This window comes from Mycolicibacterium wolinskyi (assembly GCF_002101965.1).
GTDB lineage: Bacteria > Actinomycetota > Actinomycetes > Mycobacteriales > Mycobacteriaceae > Mycobacterium > Mycobacterium wolinskyi.
Genome location: NZ_LQQA01000017.1, coordinates 1 through 19,451 on the forward strand (window position 1 = coordinate 1; position 19,451 = coordinate 19,451).

Genomic DNA, 19,451 nt, shown 5'->3' on the forward strand with positions numbered 1-19,451 from the left:
CCCACGCCACCCCCGCCACCTCCGCCGCCGTCTCCGCAGTACCCCTACGGCGCCTATCCCGGTGGCTATCCGCCTGCACCGCCGTACGGTGCGTATCCGCCGCAGCAGCCGTACCGGCCCTCGACGGGGCCCAGCAACGGGTTGGGCATCGCGGCATTGGTCACCGCGATCATCGGGCTGGTCCTCGTGTGGTCGGTGGTCGGCGGAGTGGTGCTCGGTGCGATCGCGGTGGTGCTCGGATTCATCGGGCATGGCCGCGCCAAGCGCGGCGAGGCCACCAACGGTGGCGTGGCGATCACCGGAATCGTGCTGGGCGCCATCGCCGTCGTGCTGTCACTCGTGTTCATCGGAATCTGGGCGAGTCTCGGCGGGCGCTGGTTCGAAGACATCGGCGGCCGGGACTACCTCAGCTGCATGCAGGAAGCCGGTAACGACCAGGCCGCCCAGCAGCGCTGCGAAGAGACCTTCCAGGATCGTCTCGAGGACGAGTTCGGCGTCACCCCGACGCCTACGCGCTGAGCGCCGCTACTTCGCGCCCGGGAAGTACTTGACGATGCCTTCCTGGACGACGGTCGCCAACAGCGCGCCCGATATGTCGAAGAAGTGCCCCGTACCGAGCCCGCGGGATTCGGCGGCGACCGGCGACGCGGTCGAGTACAGCACCCACTCGTCGAATCGGATCGGGCGGTGAAACCACACCGAGTGGTTCATCGTCACCGCGAAGATCCGGTCGAAACCCCACGACAGGCCGTGGGTGGTGATGATGGAATCGAGCACGGTGGTGTCCGACGAGTACACCAGCGCGGCCGCGTGCAGCACGGGGTCGTCGGGCATGGAGCCCTCGGTCTTGAGCCACACGCGGTTGTGGTCGAGCTTGCCGCCCTTGTCGCGCATCACCCACGCCGGATCGTTGGTGTAGCGCCATTCGATCGGACGCAGCGCCTCGACGAACAACGGCACGGTCTTCTCATAGCCGCGCAGCAGTTCGTCGATCTTGGGCAGGGTGTCCGGATGCGGCACGTCCGGCGCGGGGACGCTGTGCTCCAGCCCGCGGCCACCGTTCATGTACGACAACATCACGGTGGTCAGCAGCTGTCCGTCCTGCATGACGTCCACGCGCCGGTTGGCGAAACGACGTTCGTCTCGCAACCGGACGACGTGGAACTCCAGATCCTTCTCGGGGTCGCCCCCTGCGATGAAATGCGCGGACAACGCGCTCGGGGCCAGCTTGTGGTCAAGCGACCGGCTGCCCGCGACATACGCCTGCGCCGTCATCTGGCCGCCGAAGGTGCGCACCGGGTTCTTACTCGGATGCGAGCCGATGAACAGGTTGTCGTCGATGCGATTGAGATCGAGAACCGCCAGCAGCTCCGCGAAATCCGAGTGTGACACTGAGCTCCTTTTCGTGCGCCCCTTGCCGCAGCGCTAGACGTCGTCCTCCCCGATGCGGTGCACATGGATCAGATTCGTGGAGCCTACTGTGCCAGGAGGCGCACCCGCGACGATGACCACCAGCTCACCGCGCTTGTACCGACCGAGGTCCAGAAGCGACTTGTCGACCTGCCGGATCATGTCGTCGGTGCTTTTCATCTGCGGCACGATGAACGTCTCAGTGCCCCACGTCAGCGCGAGCTGGCTGCGAACCTCCGGCAGTGCGGTGAACGCCAGCACCGGCAGCGGGGTGTGCAGGCGCGCGAGCCGGCGCACGGTGTCGCCGGACTGGGTGAACGCGACGAGCGCCTTGGCGTCGAGCCGTTCGCCGATGTCGCGGGCCGCATAGGAGATCACGCCGCGCTTGGTGCGCGGGACGTGGGTCAGCGGCGGCACCACCACGGAGTTAGCTTCGACCGCTTTGATGATGCGGGCCATCGTCCTGACGGCCTCCAGCGGGTACTTGCCCACCGAGGTCTCGCCGGACAGCATCACGGCGTCGGCGCCGTCGAGCACGGCGTTGGCGACGTCGGAGGCCTCCGCGCGGGTCGGCCGGGAGTTCTCCAGCATCGACTCCAGCATCTGCGTCGCGACGATGACCGGCTTGGCGTTCTCCCTCGCCATCTGGATGGCCCGCTTCTGCACGAGCGGCACCTCCTCCAGCGGCAGCTCGACGCCCAGGTCACCGCGGGCGACCATGACGGCGTCGAAGGCCAGCACGATCGCCTCGAGGTTCTCGACGGCCTCGGGTTTCTCGAGCTTCGCGATCACCGGTACGCGCCGGCCGACGCGGTCCATCACCTCGTGGACGAGCTCGATGTCGGCGGGCGAACGCACGAACGACAACGCGATCAGGTCGACGCCCAGCCGCAGCGCGAACTCGAGGTCGTCGATGTCCTTCTCGGACAGCGCGGGGACCGAGACGTTCATGCCCGGCAGCGACAACCCCTTGTTGTTGCTGACCGGACCGCCCTCGGTGACGGTGCAGACCACGTCGTTGCCGTCGATCTGGTCGACGACGAGGCCGACCTTGCCGTCGTCGACGAGCAGCCGGTCACCCTTCGCGGCGTCGGCCGCGAGGTGCTTGTAGGTCGTCGACACCCGGTCGTGCGTTCCCTCACAGTCGTCGACGGTGATGCGCACGGTCTCACCGGTCGCCCAGTACGTCGGGCCGTCCTTGAATCGGCCCAGCCGGATCTTCGGTCCCTGCAGGTCGGCCAGGATGCCCACCGCATGACCGGTGGCGTCCGAGGCCGCCCGAACCCGCTTGTAGGCGGCCTCGTGGTCGGTGTAGTCGCCGTGGCTGAAGTTCAGCCGTGCGACGTCCATCCCGGCTTCGACCAGGGCACTGACGGTCTCGTCAGTGCCGGTGGCCGGGCCAAGCGTACAAACGATCTTTCCGCGTCTGCTCACGTCTCCTGAGCATAGTCGTTGATCGATTCAGACGACGGACAGCGGGAGGGCTCCGGGACGCACGGGTGACGGCAGGTCGGACTCGCCCATGAGGTAGGCGTCGACCGCGTGCGCCGCGCTGCGCCCTTCGGCGATCGCCCACACCACCAGTGACGCTCCGCGGTGCGCGTCCCCGCAGACGAACACCCCCGGCGCGTCGGTCTGCCAGTCCGACCCGCAGCTCAACGCCCCCCGCCGGTTGAGCGTGAGTCCCAGGTCATCGATCAGCGCCATGTGTTCGACACCTTCGAAACCGATCGCGAGCAGCGCGAGATCGCACGGTATCTGCAGTGAATCCCCCACGGGCGTGATCTGCCTGCGGCCGTCGGCGTCGCGCGTGACCCGCACCTCGGCGATCTCAACGGCCCGCACGTGGCCCTTCTCGTCGCCGAGGAACCGTTGCACGGCGACCTCGAAATGCCGCGCGCCGCCCTCCGCGTGAGCCGGGGATGTCCGGAGCACCAGCGGCCAGGTCGGCCATGGGCTGAGTGTCTCGTCACGGGCCTCTGGCGGTTCGGGGTTGTAGTCCAACTGTGTGACCGAGGCCGCACCCTGACGGTGGGCGGTTCCGAGGCAGTCGGCGCCGGTGTCGCCGCCGCCGATGATCACCACATGCTTGCCCGCAGCGGAAATGGGTGAGGCGCCATCGCCTTCGCACTCCCGGTTGGCAGGCACGAGGTGCTCCATGGCCAGGTGCACCCCGTCGAGTTCGCGTCCGGGCACGTCGTTGTCGCGGCCCCGCAACGCACCGACGGCGAGCACGACCGCCTGGTGGCGGTTTCGCAACTGTTCGACGGTCACGTCGACGCCGACCTCGCACTCGGTGACGAACCGGGTGCCCTCCGCCCTCATCTGAGCCAACCGCTGGTTGAGGACCGACTTCTCGAGTTTGTACTCCGGGATGCCGTAGCGCAGCAGGCCGCCGAGCCGGTCATCGCGCTCATAGACCGTGACGTCATGACCCGCACGCGTAAGTTGCTGGGCCGCAGCCAGACCCGCGGGGCCCGATCCCACCACCGCGACGCTCTTCCCCGTCGAGATCGCGGCGGGTTGCGGTTCCACGGTGCCGTCCATCCAGGCTTGGTCGGCGATGGTCTGTTCGATGCGTTTGATCGTCACGCTGCCGCCGGTCTGTTCCTCAGCGATCGACAGCACACAGGCCGCCTCACACGGCGCCGGACACAGCCGTCCGGTGAACTCCGGGAAGTTGTTGGTGGCGTGCAGGCGATCGCTGGCCGCGTCCCACCGTCCCCGGCGCACCAGGTCGTTCCACTCCGGAATCAGGTTGCCCAGCGGACAGCCCGCACTCCCCGAGTGACAGAACGGGATTCCGCAGTCCATGCATCGGCGCGCCTGCTGCGACACCTCCCCGGCACGTTCGTGTGGGTCCTGGCGCTCGTACACCTCGCGCCAGTCGCCGACGCGTTCGTCGACCGGACGCTTGGCGGCCTCGATCTTGGGTACTCGCAGGAATCCGGTCGGATCAGCCACGGCTGGCCTCCATGATCGCGCTGTCTACGTCGCGTCCCTCAGCCTTGGCCATCCGGGTGGCCTGAAGCACGCGCTGGTAGTCGGTGGGCATGACTTTCGTGAATTGGGCACTGCGCCTTGGCCAGTCGGACAGGATCGAGGTGGCCAGGGTGCTGCCCGTGTGCTGAGCGTGTCTGGCGACGACGTCGTGCAGCCAGGCCAGGTCCTCTGGCTCCAGCCGCTGCAGTTGCACCATTTCGGGGTTGACCCGCGCCGGATCCAGCCCGAGCACGTAGGCGATGCCACCCGACATACCGGCCGCCATGTTGCGCCCGGTCTTGCCGAGGATGACGACGCGACCGCCGGTCATGTACTCACACGCGTGGTCACCGACGCCCTCGACGACGGCCAGCGCCCCGGAGTTCCGCGCGCAGAACCGTTCCCCGACGCGGCCGCGCAGGAACACCTCCCCCGACGTCGCGCCGTAGAGCAAGGTGTTGCCCGCGATGACGTTGTCCTCTGGCAAGAACAGCACGTCGTCGGGTGGGCGCACGATCACGCGCCCACCGGAAAGCCCCTTGCCGACATAGTCGTTGGCGTCGCCGATCAGCTCGATGGTGACCCCGGGCGGCAGAAACGCCCCGATCGACTGCCCGGCAGATCCGGTCAGGGTGATGTGAATCGTGTTGTCCGGCAAGCCTGCCGCGCCGTAGCGGCGCGTGACCTCAGAGCCCAGCAGTGTGCCGACCGTGCGGTTGACATTGCGGACCGGCAATTCCAGGCGAACCGGATGCGCATCCTCGAGGGCACCTTCGGCGAGCTGGATCAGAGTGCGGTCCAGCGCCTGCTCGAGACCGTGGTCCTGCGCGCGAAGCCGGCGGCGCTGGGTGAGCTTGCCGCCGTGCGCATCGGTGGGCATCGCAAAGATCGGGCTGAGGTCGAGCCCGCGGCTCTTCCAATGCGCCACGCCCGGTGCCGTATCGAGGACCTCGGCATGCCCGACGGCCTCGTCGATGCTGCGGAAACCGAGCTCGGCGAGGTAGCGCCGGATGTCCTCGGCGATGAACGTGAAGAAGTTCTCCACGAACTCCGGCTTTCCGTTGAACCGGGCGCGCAGTTCGGGATTCTGCGTGGCAACGCCGACCGGGCAGGTATCCAGATGGCAGACGCGCATCATGATGCAGCCCGAGACGACAAGAGGCGCGGTGGCGAAGCCGAATTCCTCCGCGCCGAGCAGCGTCGCCACGATCACGTCGCGTGCGGTCCGCATGCCGCCGTCGCACTGCACGGTGATGCGGTCCCGTAAACCGTTGAGTACCAACGTCTGCTGGGTGTCGGCCAGGCCGATCTCCCACGGCGCTCCGGCGTGCTTGAGCGATGTCAGCGGCGCCGCACCGGTGCCCCCGTCGTACCCGGAGATGAGCACCACGTCGGCGTGCGCCTTGGAGACCCCCGCCGCCACCGTTCCGACGCCAACGCTGCTGACAAGCTTGACGTGGATGCGCGCGTCGGCGTTGGCGTTCTTCAAATCGTGGATCAGCTGGGCCAGATCCTCGATCGAGTAGATGTCGTGATGCGGCGGCGGCGAGATGAGGCCCACCCCCGGCGTCGAATGCCGGGTCTTGGCGATGTTGGGATACACCTTGTAGCCGGGAAGCTGGCCGCCTTCGCCGGGCTTGGCGCCCTGGGCCATCTTGATCTGGATGTCGGTGGCGTTGACGAGGTAATCGCTGGTGACGCCGAAACGTCCCGACGCCACCTGCTTGACGGCGCTGCGGCGGCGCGGATCGTAGAGCCGGTCGACGTCTTCGCCGCCCTCACCGCTGTTGGACCGCCCGCCGAGATTGTTCATGGCGATGGCCATGGTCTCGTGGGCTTCGGCCGAGATCGAGCCGTAGCTCATGGCTCCCGTGTTGAACCGCGTGACTATCGACTCGACCGGCTCCACCTCGTCGAGTGGGACCGGTGGGCGCAGCCCCTTCTTGAATTCGAACAGGCCGCGCAGCGCCCCGCCCTCGCGAGCCAGCCGATCGACCTCCTCTGAGTACTGGGCGAAGACGTCGTGACGCCCGGTACGGGTCGAATGTTGCAGCAGGAAAACCACTTCCGGGGTGAACAGATGAAGCTCACCTTCGCGCCGGAACGCGTACTCGCCGCCGACCTCGAGCCTGCGGTGCACGCGTTCGGTCGGGTTCTCCGGGTAGGCGCGCCGATGCCGGAGCTTGACCTCCTCGGCGAGGACATCCAGCCCGACACCGCCGAGTTGGCTCGTCGTGCCCGCGAAGTACTCGCTGACGACCTCGCGGTCCAGGCCGATCGCCTCGAACACCTGGGCGCCGGTGTAGGAGGCGACCGTGGAGATGCCCATCTTGCTCATTACCTTGACCACGCCCTTGCCGAGCGCCTTGACGTAATTGCGCACCGCGGTGGCCGATTCGATCCCGGTGAGCTCGCCCTCACGGATGAGGTCCTCGATCGACTCGAATGCCAGGTACGGGTTGACCGCGGCCGCACCGAATCCGATGAGCATCGCGATGTGGTGCACCTCGCGGGCGTCCCCGCTCTCCACCACCAGCGCCACCTTGGTGCGTTCCTTGGTGCGCACCAAGTGATGATGCACGGCAGAGACGGCCAACAGCGACGGAATCGGCGCGCGGGTGTGATCGGAATCCCGGTCGGAGATCACCAGTGTGCGAGCACCTTTGGCGATCGCTTCACAGGCCCGCAGTCGCAGGTCCTCCAACGCCTCGGCCAGTCCCTCCCCGCCGCGCTCGACGTCGTAAAGCGCACGCAGCACGGTGGTCCGCAGGCCGGGGTGTTCACCGTCATCGTTGATGTGGACGATCTTGCCGAGTTCGTCGTTGTCGAGCACCGGCCACCGCAGCACGATCTGCCGACACGAAGCGGCCGTGGGCTCCAGCAGATTCTCCTCGGGCCCCATCACGCGCGCCATCGAGGTGACGACCTCTTCGCGAATGGCGTCGAGGGGCGGATTGGTCACCTGTGCGAACAGTTCGACGAAGTAGTCGTAGAGCAGCCGCGACCGTGATGACAACACCGCGGTCGGCGTGTCGGTGCCCATCGAACCGAGCGGTTCGCCGCCCGATGCGGCCATGGGGGTCAGCAGTATCCGCAGTTCTTCTTCGGTATAGCCGAACGCGATCTGACGTCGCACGACGGATTCGTGGTTGGGCTGGACCCTGGCCCGGTCGGGCAGGGTTTTGAGGTCCAGCAGCCCGGCGTGCAACCACTCCCCGTAGGGTTCGGCCGACGACAGCCGCTCTTTGATCTCGTCATCGGAGACGATGCGACCTTCCGCGGTGTCGACCAGGAACATCTTGCCGGGCTGCAACCGGCCCTTGGCGACGATCTCGCCGGACGGCACGTCGAGCACACCACTCTCGCTGGCGAGGATGACCTTGTCGTCGACCGTGCGCCACCATCGTCCGGGCCGTAAACCGTTGCGGTCCAACACCGCTCCGACGACGGTTCCGTCGGTGAACGTGACACAGGCGGGCCCGTCCCACGGTTCCATCAACGACGCGTGGTACTGCCAGAACGCGCGCTCGGCCGGATCCATCGTGGTGTTGTTCTCCCACGCTTCGGGGATCATCATGAGCACCGCGTGCGGCAGGCTGCGGCCGCCGAGATGAAGCAGCTCCAGAACCTCGTCGAAGGACGCCGAATCGGACGCGTCCGGCGTGCAAATCGGCGACAGGCGGCTCAGATCGCCCGGGATCCGCGCGCTTGCCAGCATGGCCTCGCGGGCATGCATGCGGTTGCGATTGCCGCGCACGGTGTTGATCTCACCGTTGTGGGCGACGAACCGGAACGGGTGGGCCAGCGGCCACGACGGGAACGTGTTGGTCGAGAAGCGGCTGTGGACGATGGCGATGGCGCTCTGGCACCGCTCGTCACGAAGATCCGGAAAGTATTGGGGCAGTTGCAGGGTCGTCAACATGCCCTTGTAGACGATGGTGCGGCTCGACAGCGACGGGAAGTACACGTCGGACTGTTCGGCCCGCTTGCGTAACGGGTAGACGCGGCGGTCCAGTTCGATGCCACCCGGCCGGCTGCCCGCGACCTCGGGGCCGGCGACGAACAACTGCGCCATGTACGGCATACAGCCGAGCGCCGTCGTCCCGATGCCGGCACCGTCCGGGTCCACCGGCAGTGCCCGCCAGCCCAGTACCTCCAGGCCTTCCTCGGCGGCAATGGCCTCGATCCGATCGCGGGCCACGTTGCGCGCGACCGGGTCCTGCGGCAGAAAACAGATACCGGCGGCGAACGTGTTGTCGCCGTCGGCGGCCGGTTGCGGCAGCTCGAAATCGACGGTCTCGCGCAGCAACTCGACCGGCAACTGGATGAGAATTCCGGCGCCGTCGCCGCTGTTCGGTTCGGCTCCGGCCGCGCCGCGGTGCTCGAGATGTTCGAGTGCGATCAACCCGTCGGACACGATGCCGTGGGAGCGGCGGCCTTGAATATCGGTGATCATGGCAACGCCGCAAGAGTCGGCTTCGTTGTGAGGGTCGTAGAGACCCTGCGCGTCTGGCAATGCCGAGAAGAGCACTGGCTCGCACCTCCGCAGTCTGGAACTTCCTGGTCCCGGGACTGCACCGGCCCGAATTTCTAGTGTATCAGCGCAGGTCGGCGACTACTCCGCAATCACAGTCGGCACCAACGGGAACCCCGGAACGTTTCGCACGACGGTCCAGGCGACGATCGCGAGCACCAGAACCACCACAGCCGGAGCGGGGAACGGCCTGCGGCCCATGCGCCATCGCGCCGCGATCCATACCGCCAACAACGGCAGCCCGACCAGCAAGAACACGTTGTCGACCACTGCCGCGCCGATGTCGCCGTGCAGCAGGTCGTGCGTCATCCGCAGGCCGCCACAGGCCGGACAGTCCCACCCGGTGAGCGCCTTGAACGGGCACGGCGGAAAGAGAAAACCCGGACGATGGGGATCGCCCAGACCGATATAGGCGAGCCCTCCGACGAGTACCGCGCCCGCGCCCAGCGCGCCGTAGCGCGCGGACTTCGTCCCGAAGGCGCTACTAGGTTCCATCGCGAAGCGGACGCCCCTGCGGATCGCGGACCTTGTCGGTCAGGATGAGGATCGCGTCGACGATGCCCCAGATGAATGCACCGATCCCGCAGGTGACCAGGCCGACCAGCAATTGGGCGATACCCAACCCGGTCTGGCCGAGATAGATCCGGCCGAAGCCGACGAACCCGATCAGCCCGATCAACTGAAGGACGCCGGCGGTGACTTTCGACTTGTCGGAGTACGGCTCGCCGGTGATGGGATGGCGGCCATACGGGGCGATGGGGTCGCCGAAACCGGGCGCATAGCCGGCCGGAGGTGGTTGATACCCCGGAGGTGGCGGCGGCGGGTAACCCGCAGGCGGAGGATATGGAGGCGGCGACGATGCGCCGTCAGCGGTGCCACCGGGCTGCGTTGGATCGGTCATATTGCCAGCATGCCAGAGCGTCGGGCGTTATCGGTTGCGGCGCAACCACCGACGAAAACGCCCGCCCTCCGGCTGGACCTGCTCGGGCGCTGCGACGTCCTCGGTGGAAGCAGGCTGCGCGACGGGGGTTTCGGCTTCAACCTCGTCTGATGTAGCCGCTTCGGCGGCCGGCTCAGTGGGCTCAGCCTCGGCCTCGGCGGCCTGCTCTTCGTCTTCCGGCTCGGTCTGCTCGGGCTCGTCGACGGTTTCGGTGACGTCTGCGGGCTCGCCGGCCTCGTCAGCGGCGACCTCGTCTTCCGCTTCACCGTCGGCAGGTGTCTCGGTGTCGGCCTCAGCCTCGTCCTCGTCGGTCCGCTCTTCGTCTTCCGGCTCGGTCAGCTCGGGCTCGTCGACGGTTTCGGTGACGTCTGCGGGCTCGCCGGCCTCGTCAGCGGCGGCCTCGCCCTCCGCTTCGCCGTCGGCAGGTGCCTCAGTGTCAGCCTCAGCCTCGTCCTCGTCGGTCCGCTCTTCGTCTTCGGTCTCGGTGGACGACTCCGCGACGACGTCGGAAACCTCGGCCTCACCATCAGGCTCAACAGACTCAGCCGCCTCAGCCGCCTCAGCCGCCTCAGGCGCCTCGTCCTCCGCCTCGGGCTCGGCGGTTGCGTCCTCGGTATCGAGTTCGGTCGCCTCGGCGTCGGGTTCTACGTCGGACTCCTGCGACGCGGCGGCCTCGGCCTCCGCCTCGGGCTCGGCGGGTGCGCCCTCGGTGTCGAGTGCGGACTCGTCGGCCTCGGTGTCGGACTCGGCGATCTCAGCGGACTCGTCTTCTGCTTCGGTTGGAATGGGCGCGCCCTCGACCTCCGGCTCGCCGTCCTCGCTGAGTTCTTCGTCGCCCTCGGAAGGCGGCTCGGTCGCGTCCGTCTCGTCGGAGTCAGGCTCTCCTTCGTCCTCTTCTTCCGCTTCGGGTTTGGCGGGGGCACCTTCGGTGTCCAGTTCGGTCGCCTCAGCCGCGTCGGACTCGAGAGCGTCACCTTCAGTGACCTCGTCCTCATCGAGTTGCTCGACTGAATCCTCGTGGTCGGGCTCGGGGGCGACGGCCTTGAGCTCGACTGCCGCCGCGGCGTCGACGCTGTCGTCCGTGACGACTTCGTCCGTGTGCATATGGTCGGCATCGGTGTCGCCGACTGCTGCGGCGTCCTCGGCCTCACTCTTCCCGACGACGGCTGCCGCTGCCACCACACCGGTCGTCGCGGCGGCGGTGACGAATTCCTTGCCGACCTCGTCGACCGGTGATTCCTCGGCCTCGGCGCGCTTGCCGCGCAGGGTGGCCGGCTCTTCACGGCCTTTGGGAGCAAGCATGATGTAGACGACTGCGCCGATGAACACGAACGTCGACGTGAACGTGTTGACCCGGATACCGGCGAATTCGGTCGCGAAGTCGCTGCGCATCAACTCGATCCAGAACCGGCCGACGCAGTACCCGGCGACATAGAGCGCGAACAACCGGCCGTGGCCGAGGTTGAACTTCCGGTCCGCCCAGATCAACAGGGCGAAAATCAGGACGTTCCACAGGAGTTCGTACAGGAACGTGGGGTGGACCACGGCGACGACCTGGCCGGTGGAGACGCCGTTGAGCTCATCACGGACCCCGGCGGCGTTGAGCCGTTCGTAGATCTCCAGCCCCCACGGCAATGTCGTGGGCCGGCCGAACAATTCTTGGTTGAAATAGTTGCCGAGCCGGCCGATCGCCTGGGCCAGGATGATGCCGGGCGCGATCGCGTCCCCGAACGCGGGCAACGGAATTCCGCGCAAACGGCAGGCGATCCAGGCGCCCAGGGCACCCAGCGCCACCGCGCCCCAGATTCCCAGGCCGCCTTCCCACACCTGGAAGGCCGCCCCGAGACCCTTGCCGGTGGGGCCGAAATAGGTGTTCCAGTCGGTCAGGACGTGATAGAGCCGGCCGCCGATCAAGCCGAACGGCACTGCCCACAACGCGATGTCGTAGATGACGCCTGGTTCGCCGCCGCGGGCCTGCCAGCGTCGGTCGCCGATGATCAACGCCGCGACGATGCCGATGATGATGCAGAGCGCGTACGCGCGGATCGGCACCGGCCCCAGATGCCACACACCCTGTGCGGGGCTGGGCAAGTATGCGAGCACGGTTGTGGTCAAGCCGAAATCCTTTGCCGAACACCGTTGGCCAGTTCCTCGGTCAGTGCGCGGACGGAATCGAGTCCGCTCTGTAATGCCGAGACGAGGGCGGATCCGACGATCACGCCGTCGGCGTAGGAACCGATCTGGGCGGCCTGCGCACCGGAGCGCACCCCGAGCCCGACGCCGACCGGGATGTCGGACACCTCGCGCACCCGGCGCACCAGCTCGGGGGCGGCCGACGACACCGCGTCACGCGCACCGGTGACGCCCATCGTCGATGCGGCGTAGACGAATCCGCGGGACGCCTGCACCGTGGCGGCGAGCCGTTCCGGGGTCGAGGACGGCGCAACCAGGAAGATGCGGTCCAGTTTGTGCGCCTCGGAGGCCGCGAACCACTCGTCGGCTTCCTCCGGGATGAGGTCCGGGGTGATCAACCCGTAGCCGCCTGCCGCGGCCAGGTCGCGGGCGAAGGTGTCAACTCCCTTGCGTAGCACGGGATTCCAGTAGGTCATCACGACCGCGCGACCGCCGGCGTTGCTGATCGCCTCAACCGCGGCCAGCGTGTCGCGCACCCGGACACCGCCGGCCAGTGCGGCTTCGGTGGCTGCGGCGATCGTCGGCCCGTCCATGCCGGGATCGGAGTAGGGCACGCCGACTTCGACCAGGTCGCAACCGGATTCGACCATCGTGGTCATCGCCGCGATCGAGGTCGGCACATCGGGGAACCCGGTGGGCAGATAGCCGATCAGGGCGGCGCGGCCCTCCGCGCGGCAGGTGTCGAACAGTTCGGCCAGCCGGCTCATCAGGACTCCCCTTCGTCGAGCAAGCCGAACCACTTGGCCGCCGTTTCGACGTCCTTGTCCCCGCGCCCGGACAGGTTCACCACGATGACCGCTCCAGAGCCCAGTTCCTGCCCCAGCTTGAGAGCGCCGCCCAGCGCGTGCGCCGATTCGATGGCCGGGATGATTCCCTCGGTCCGGCACAGCAACGAGAAGGCGTCCATCGCCTCGGAATCGGTGACGGGCCGGTACTCGGCCCGTCCGATGTCCTTGAGATAGGCGTGCTCGGGTCCGACTCCGGGATAGTCGAGACCGGCCGAGATCGAGTGCGATTCGATGGTCTGGCCGTCCTCGTCCTGGAGGAGATAGGAGAACGATCCCTGGAACGCGCCGGGTGTCCCACCGGTGAAAGTTGCGGCGTGGCGGCCGGTTTCGACGCCGTCGCCGGCGGCCTCGTAGCCGATCAGCCGTACGCCTGGGTCGTCGATGAACGCGTGGAACACACCGATCGCGTTGGAACCACCGCCGACGCACGCGGTGACGGCATCGGGAAGCCGGCCGGCCTGCTCCTGGATCTGCGCCCGCACCTCAAGCCCGATGACCCGCTGGAAGTCACGCACCATGAGCGGGAACGGATGCGGCCCGGCCGCGGTGCCGAAGCAGTAGTAGGTCTCGTCGGCGTTGGTCACCCAGTCCCGGAACGCTTCGTTGATGGCGTCCTTGAGGGTCTTCGACCCGGCCTGCACCGCGACCACGGTTGCGCCGAGCAGACGCATCCTGGCGACGTTGAGCGCCTGGCGCGCGGTGTCGACTGCGCCCATGTAGATCACGCACTCGAGCCCGAGCAGCGCGCAGGCCGTCGCGGTGGCCACCCCGTGCTGGCCGGCCCCGGTCTCGGCGATGACGCGTGTCTTGCCCATCTGCTTGGCCAGCAGTGCTTGACCCAGCACGTTGTTGATCTTGTGAGATCCGGTGTGGTTCAAGTCTTCCCGCTTGAGGAAGAGACGTGCACCGCCGGCGTGCTCGGACAGCCGGGTGGCCTCGTACAGCGGCGACGGGCGGCCGCTGTAGTGGCGCTGCAGCCGATCGAGCTCATCGAGGAAAGCCTGGTCGCCCCGGGCCTTCTCGTAGGCCGCGGTGACTTCTTCGATCACGGCCATCAGCGCCTCGGGAACGAGTCGGCCGCCATACGAACCGAAATGCCCGCGGTTGTCGGGATCGTGGACAGTGCGTTCGGCCACCCCAGCGCTCGAGCGCGGAAGTTCAGGGCCGGCGAGATCCGCCATCAGTTTGTCTCTTCGTGCAAGCGGCTCATGGCCGATTAGCGAGCCGGTTTCGGGCAGGACGGGTGAGTGCCGGCGGTGACCAGATCGGCGACCGCGCTGCGGGGATCCCCGCTGGTCACCAAACCTTCGCCGACGAGCACGGCATCGGCACCCGCGCCGGCGTAGGCCAACAGGTCGGCGGTGCCGCGAACGCCGGACTCGGCGATTCGGATGACGTTGCTCGGAAGGCCGGGCGCGATGCGTGCGAAGCAATCGCGGTCGACCTCGAGCGTCTTGAGGTCGCGCGCGTTGACCCCGATGACGGTGGCACCGGCCTGCAACGCCCGGTCCGCCTCCTCTTCGGTGTGCACCTCGACAAGAGCGGTCATCCCGAGCGACTCGGTACGCTCCAGCAGCGATTCGAGCACCGACTGGTCCAGCGCCGCCACGATCAGCAACAGCATGTCGGCGCCGTGCGCGCGGGCCTCGTGAATCTGATACGGCTTGACGATGAAGTCCTTGCGCAGCACCGGAATTGACACCGCTGCGCGTACGGCGTCGAGGTCGTCGAGTGAGCCGTTGAACCGCCGCTGTTCGGTCAACACGCTGATGACCCGTGCGCCACCGTCCTGGTAGGCCTGCGCGAGCTCGGCCGGATCGGCGATGTTCGCCAGCTCGCCGCGCGACGGGCTTGCCCGCTTGACCTCGGCGATGACACCGATGCCCGGCTCGCGCAACGCGGCCATCACGTTCAACGGTGCCGGTGCGGCTTTCGCCCGCTCCTTGATCTCGGCAAGGCTTGTCACGGCCTCGCGGGCGGCAACATCGGCACGGACTCCTTCGATGATGGAGTCGAGCACTGTGGCCGAACTCATCGCCCGTCGATTCCTTTCCGGTGTGACCGGGACGATCCCGGTTGACCTCCCTCGAAGGGTAACCGCCGCCGCACCTTCATCTGTCACCGACCCTTGTTGTCCGTATCGGTCTGGTCGCCGGTCGGATCGCGACCTTCGTCCAGTGCATCCCAGATCATTCGCTCCGACAGCGGTTCGTCGGAATCCTGCCGGGTCGCGGCCCGGCGGGCGGCGGGCGCGGCGTAGCGCGTCGACACCCGGCGCTGCGCGACCTTCGCCGACCGCATGAGCAGCACCGCACCCGCGAGCGCGCACACCGCCGCGACCAGCGTGATGACCGCGCCGCCGTAGTACCGCTGTGTCCCGGTCAGCTGCGCGACGGGCACGAACGCCAGGTCAGCGGCGCGCACCGCGACGTCCTTGATCACCCACAGGCTGATCGCGAGGTAACCCATGCCTGCGCTCGCGGCCGCCACCAGGACCGCGAGCAGGCGCAGCGCCCACCCGCGCACCGCCAGTGCCGCGACCGCGGCCGCCAGCACCAGCAGGGCCAGTGGGATCAACGCCGTCGACCAGGTCGCGCCGTTGAGGTCGGTGCTCTTGGGTTGCCCCAGCCCGTCGAACGAGCTCACCTGCACCCAATCCATGCGCGAGGCCACCCACAGCCCCAGGGCCGCGACGACGAGCAAGACCTGCGCTATCCGCATCATGGTTCGGCCAAGGTGTCGGCGGCGGCGATCGCGTTCAGCACCGCCTTGGCTTTGTTGGACGCCTCGGTGTACTCGTACGGCCCGTTGGAATCGGCCACGACTCCCCCGCCGGCCTGCACATAGGCGGTGCCGTTGCGCATCAACGCCGTGCGGATCGCAATCGCGAAATCGGCGTTGCCTGCGAAATCGAGGTAGCCGAGCACACCGCCGTACAGCCCGCGGCGCGTCTTCTCGACCTCTTCGATGAGCTCCATCGCCCGGACCTTCGGCGCACCCGACAGCGTTCCGGCCGGGAAGCACGCCGTCACCGCGTCCAGCGCCGTCTTGCCCTCGGCAAGCTCGCCGGTCACGGTCGACACGAGGTGCATGACGTGGCTGTAGCGCTCGATGTGGCTGTAGTCCTCGACCCGCACGCTGCCCGGCCGGCACACCCGGCCGAGGTCGTTGCGGCCCAAGTCGACGAGCATCAGGTGCTCGGCGCGTTCCTTCTCGTCGGCCAGCAGCTCCTTTTCGAGCAGCACGTCTTCTTCCTCGTCGCTCCCGCGCCACCGGGTCCCGGCGATCGGATGCGTGCTGGCGCGCCCGTCCTTGACCGTGACGAGCGCCTCGGGGCTGGAGCCCACAATCGAGAAGTCCAGTCCCCCATCGGCATCGGGCACGTTCAGCAGGTACATGTAGGGGCTGGGGTTGCTCACCCGCAGCATCCGGTAGACGTCGAGCGGGTCGGCGGCGGTATCCATCTCGAACCGCTGCGAGGGCACCACCTGGAACGCTTCCCCGGCCTCGATGTCGCCGACGAGCTTCTCCACGATCGCGGTGTACTCCTCGACCGTGCGTTGGGCGCGATGCGCGGGCGCGGGGCGGCTGAAGGTCGCGACGGCCGACGGCAGTGGCTGGCCGAGCGCCTTGGTCATCACATCGAGACGCGCGACGGCATCGTCGTAGGCCCAGTCGACGCGTTCGTCGGTGCCGTTCCAGTTGACCGCGTTGGCGATCAGGGTGATGGTGCCCTCGTGGTGGTCGACGGCGGCGATGTCGGTGGCGAGGAGCAGCACCATGTCCGGCAGCCCGAGATCGTCGACGGCGAGCTGCGGCAGCCGCTCCAACCGGCGCACCATGTCGTAGGCGAAGAATCCGACGAGTCCCGACGACAGCGGCGGCAGCCCCGCCATGGACTCGGTCTTCAACAACTCCAGCGTCGCGGCGAGGGCCTGCAGCGGATCGCCGCCGCTGGGTGCGCCCTGGGGCGCCGTTCCCAGCCATACCGCCTGATCATCGCGCACGGTCAACGCCGACGGCGCGCCGGCACCGATGAACGACCAGCGCGACCACGACCGGCCGTTCTCCGCGGATTCCAGCAGGAAGGTCCCGGGGCGGTTGGCGGCAAGCTTGCGGTAGGCCGACAGCGGCGTCTCGCTGTCGGCGAGCACCTTGCGGGTGACGGGCACGACCCGGTGCTCAGCGGCCAGCGCCCGGAAGTCCTCGCGGGACGTGGTGACTGCGAGCGAGCCGGCGGCCCCGTTGGCGGTGATTTGCACGGTTCAATCCTCCCAGACCGCCGGCACCGTGCTGGCATCCAGACGGCGTAGCGTGGGCGGCCATGACACCTATCAGAACGGGTGACACCGTCGCCGAGTTCGAACTGCCGGATCAGACCGGCACAATCCGAAGCTTGACAAGTTTGCTCGCAGACGGGCCCGTCGTGCTGTTCTTCTATCCGGCGGCGATGACGCCCGGATGCACCAAAGAGGCCTGCCACTTCCGAGATCTGGCCGCGGAGTTCGCCGCCGCCGGCGCGACCCGGGTCGGCATCAGCACCGACCCGGTCGCCAAGCAGGCCAAGTTCGCCGACATCCAGCGCTTCGATTACCCGTTGCTATCTGATGCCGACGGCAAGGTGGCCAGCCAGTTCGGCGTGAAGCGTGGCCTGCTCGGCAAGCTCATGCCGGTCAAGCGGACCACGTTCGTCATCGACACCGACCGCACCGTCCTCGAGGTGATCTCGAGCGAGATCAGCATGGACACCCACGCCGACAAGGCACTGGAGGTGCTCAAGGCGCGTTGACGGCGCGCAGCACCGCGGCCATCGACGCCGCGAGCACCGAATCGCTGCGACCGCACGCCCAGCCGGTGGCACCGTCGGAGCGGTATTCCAGGTAGGTGACCGCCGTGCTGCCGATCGACTGCTGCGTCAGGCTGAGCACTTCGATCGGCCGTCCGATGTCGGCCAGCGCGGCCGTCAGCGCGTCCACCGGCCCGATCCCGCGGTGCGTGCTGGACACCGTGCGGCCGTCGGCGACGAGGGTCAGCTCGGTGACGGCCTCGGGGCCGTCGCCACCGGTGTGCCAATCCTTGAGTTCGACCGGACCGCCGGACTCCAGGTAGGTCGCCTCGAACAGGTCGAACAGCTCAGCGGCCGTGATCTCGGCGCCGCTCTCGTCGGCGTGCCCCTGCACATGACGCGCGAAGTCGATCTGCAACCGCCGGGGCAGGTCCATTCCGAACTCGGTGAGCAGCAGATAGGCGATGCCGCCCTTGCCGGACTGCGAATTCACCCGGATCACGGCGTCGTAACTACGCCCGATGTCGGCCGGATCGATCGGCAAATAGGGTACGCGCCAATCGACTTCACGTTCCTCGCGACCCATTGCCGCAGCGCGTTCGCGATGCTCGGCCATTCCCTTCTTGATCGCGTCCTGGTGTGTGCCGGAGAACGCGGTGTGCACCAGGTCCCCGACGTAGGGATGGCGTTCGTGGATCGGCATCCGCGTGCAGTGCGCGACGGTTCTGGCGATCTCGTCGATGTCGGAGAAGTCGATCATCGGATCCACGCCCTGCGCATGCAGATTCAACGCCAGGGTCGCGATGTCGACGTTCCCGGTGCGTTCACCGTTGCCGAACACGCACCCCTCCACGCGCTGTGCACCCGCCAACACAGCCAGCTCGGCGCACGCGATCCCGGTGCCCCGATCGTTGTGAGGATGCACCGACAGGATCACGCTGTCGCGGCGAGACACGTTGCGGTGCATGTACTCGATCTGGTCGGCGTAGACATTGGGGGTGGCGACCTCGACGGTGGCAGGCAGATTCAGGATCACGGGACGCTGCGGCGTGGCCTGCCACAGCTCCGTCATCGCGTCGCACAGAGCGAGCACATAATCGGGCTCGGTGAGGTTGAATACCTCGGGCGAGAACTCGAACCGGACGTTGGGCAGATCACCGGCGAATTCCAGGACGTCACGCCCGCCGGCCAGGATCAGTTCCCGCAGTTGAGTGCGATCCTTGCCCAGCACCACGTCACGCCACGTCGGGGCGGTGGCCGTGTACATGTGGATGACGACGTCGTTGCGGATGCCTGCGATCGACTCGACCGTGCGCTCGATCAGATCGCGGCGTGCCGGCGTGAACACGACAATGGTCACGTCGGGCGGCGCGATGTCGGATTCGGCCAACAGCCGGACGAAGTCGAAGTCGGTCTGTGAGGCCGACGGGTAGCCGACCTCGATCTCCTTGTAGCCCATGGCCACCATCAGTTCGAAGAACCGGCGCTTGCGGGCGGAATCCATCGGTTCGGCGAGGGCCTGGTTACCGTCGCGCAGATCCACCGGTACCCACAACGGCGCGGCGGTGATCCGGGCCGTGGGCCAAACCCGTTGGGTGAGTGGAACTTCGACGCGGTCGTACACGCTCGCGTAGCGGTGCGAGGGCATCTGGGAATGCCGCTGCCGGTTCCACGCCGGCGCGGTGGCCGGGACGTCACCGGCCGGGGTGTCGATGGTGGGAAAAGCAGAAATGGTCATGAGGCCGCTTTCGGTCGGTTGGAGTTCGACCGGCGCGAAACAGCCCCACGGCAGGGGGCCGGTCGATTCAGGCCCCGCCG

General features: G+C 67.6%; 15 protein-coding genes. 2 read left to right on the forward strand and 13 right to left on the reverse strand.

Features of this window, described 5'->3' with window-relative positions; all coding sequences use genetic code 11:
• Positions 1-519 (forward strand): DUF4190 domain-containing protein (locus tag AWC31_RS18485; protein ID WP_110775147.1); only part of this gene is annotated, 519 nt, incomplete at its 5' end.
• Positions 520-525: 6 nt separating this feature from the next.
• Here the strand turns inward: AWC31_RS18485 and AWC31_RS18490 are convergent.
• The 12 genes from AWC31_RS18490 to AWC31_RS18545 all read right to left on the reverse strand — a co-directional run bounded on the left by AWC31_RS18490 (position 526) and on the right by AWC31_RS18545 (position 17,109).
• A complete protein-coding gene (locus tag AWC31_RS18490) occupies positions 526-1,392 on the reverse strand; it encodes an acyl-CoA thioesterase II (RefSeq protein ID WP_085145562.1) in 867 nt (288 codons plus the stop codon).
• A 33-nt stretch (positions 1,393-1,425) separates the two neighbouring features.
• On the reverse strand, positions 1,426-2,844 hold the full coding sequence (pyk, locus tag AWC31_RS18495; RefSeq protein ID WP_085145563.1) for a pyruvate kinase: 1,419 nt from the start codon (positions 2,842-2,844) through the stop codon (positions 1,426-1,428).
• A gap of 27 nt (positions 2,845-2,871) precedes the next feature.
• Positions 2,872-4,374 (reverse strand): glutamate synthase subunit beta, encoded by a 1,503-nt coding sequence (locus AWC31_RS18500; RefSeq protein WP_067845520.1) that lies wholly within the window; start codon positions 4,372-4,374, stop codon positions 2,872-2,874.
• Positions 4,367-8,923, reverse strand: a complete 4,557-nt coding sequence (gene gltB, locus AWC31_RS18505; protein WP_085145564.1) for a glutamate synthase large subunit — start codon at positions 8,921-8,923, stop codon at positions 4,367-4,369. Before gltB ends, AWC31_RS18500 begins: the two co-directional genes overlap by 8 nt.
• Positions 8,924-9,007: 84 nt before the next feature.
• Positions 9,008-9,421, reverse strand: a complete 414-nt coding sequence (locus tag AWC31_RS18510; RefSeq protein ID WP_085145565.1) for a DUF2752 domain-containing protein — start codon at positions 9,419-9,421, stop codon at positions 9,008-9,010.
• Positions 9,411-9,827, reverse strand: a complete 417-nt coding sequence (locus AWC31_RS18515; RefSeq protein ID WP_085145566.1) for a TM2 domain-containing protein — start codon at positions 9,825-9,827, stop codon at positions 9,411-9,413. The genes AWC31_RS18510 and AWC31_RS18515 overlap by 11 nt, the downstream gene beginning before the upstream one ends.
• A 27-nt stretch (positions 9,828-9,854) precedes the next feature.
• Positions 9,855-11,981, reverse strand: coding sequence for a prolipoprotein diacylglyceryl transferase (lgt, locus tag AWC31_RS18520; protein ID WP_085145567.1), 2,127 nt, complete (start codon positions 11,979-11,981; stop codon positions 9,855-9,857).
• Complete coding sequence (trpA, locus tag AWC31_RS18525; RefSeq protein ID WP_085145568.1) at positions 11,978-12,766, reverse strand: tryptophan synthase subunit alpha; 789 nt, start codon at positions 12,764-12,766, stop codon at positions 11,978-11,980. The genes lgt and trpA overlap by 4 nt, the downstream gene beginning before the upstream one ends.
• Positions 12,766-14,028 (reverse strand): tryptophan synthase subunit beta, encoded by a 1,263-nt coding sequence (gene trpB / locus AWC31_RS18530; protein WP_085145569.1) that lies wholly within the window; start codon positions 14,026-14,028, stop codon positions 12,766-12,768. The genes trpA and trpB overlap by 1 nt, the downstream gene beginning before the upstream one ends.
• A 35-nt stretch (positions 14,029-14,063) precedes the next feature.
• On the reverse strand, positions 14,064-14,882 hold the full coding sequence (trpC, locus tag AWC31_RS18535; protein WP_067845511.1) for an indole-3-glycerol phosphate synthase TrpC: 819 nt from the start codon (positions 14,880-14,882) through the stop codon (positions 14,064-14,066).
• Between the two features lie 83 nt (positions 14,883-14,965).
• A complete protein-coding gene (locus AWC31_RS18540) occupies positions 14,966-15,571 on the reverse strand; it encodes a TIGR02234 family membrane protein (RefSeq protein WP_085145570.1) in 606 nt (201 codons plus the stop codon).
• Positions 15,568-17,109, reverse strand: a complete 1,542-nt coding sequence (locus tag AWC31_RS18545) for an anthranilate synthase component I (protein WP_085145571.1) — start codon at positions 17,107-17,109, stop codon at positions 15,568-15,570. Before AWC31_RS18545 ends, AWC31_RS18540 begins: the two co-directional genes overlap by 4 nt.
• A gap of 62 nt (positions 17,110-17,171) precedes the next feature.
• On the opposite strand from AWC31_RS18545, the gene AWC31_RS18550 reads away from it, so the two are divergent.
• Positions 17,172-17,636 (forward strand): peroxiredoxin, encoded by a 465-nt coding sequence (locus AWC31_RS18550; RefSeq protein ID WP_085145572.1) that lies wholly within the window; start codon positions 17,172-17,174, stop codon positions 17,634-17,636.
• Here AWC31_RS18550 and AWC31_RS18555 read toward each other — a convergent pair.
• Positions 17,623-19,281, reverse strand: a complete 1,659-nt coding sequence (locus tag AWC31_RS18555; RefSeq protein ID WP_234816917.1) for a 2-isopropylmalate synthase — start codon at positions 19,279-19,281, stop codon at positions 17,623-17,625. The two genes, AWC31_RS18550 and AWC31_RS18555, sit on opposite strands and share 14 nt — an antisense overlap.
• Positions 19,282-19,451: the final 170 nt, after the last annotated feature.

Bases quoted from the DNA above. Each gene is read 5' to 3' on its own strand.
- AWC31_RS18540 (WP_085145570.1), bottom strand. From the start codon at position 15,571: ATGATGCGGATAGCGCAGGTCTTGCTCGTCGTCGCGGCCCTGGGGCTG.
- AWC31_RS18515 (WP_085145566.1), bottom strand. From the start codon at position 9,827: ATGACCGATCCAACGCAGCCCGGTGGCACCGCTGACGGCGCATCGTCG.
- AWC31_RS18550 (WP_085145572.1), top strand. From the start codon at position 17,172: ATGACACCTATCAGAACGGGTGACACCGTCGCCGAGTTCGAACTGCCG.
- trpA (WP_085145568.1), bottom strand. From the start codon at position 12,766: ATGAGCCGGCTGGCCGAACTGTTCGACACCTGCCGCGCGGAGGGCCGC.
- AWC31_RS18555 (WP_234816917.1), bottom strand. From the start codon at position 19,281: ATGCCCTCGCACCGCTACGCGAGCGTGTACGACCGCGTCGAAGTTCCA.
- trpC (WP_067845511.1), bottom strand. From the start codon at position 14,882: ATGAGTTCGGCCACAGTGCTCGACTCCATCATCGAAGGAGTCCGTGCC.
- AWC31_RS18510 (WP_085145565.1), bottom strand. From the start codon at position 9,421: ATGGAACCTAGTAGCGCCTTCGGGACGAAGTCCGCGCGCTACGGCGCG.
- trpB (WP_085145569.1), bottom strand. From the start codon at position 14,028: ATGGCGGATCTCGCCGGCCCTGAACTTCCGCGCTCGAGCGCTGGGGTG.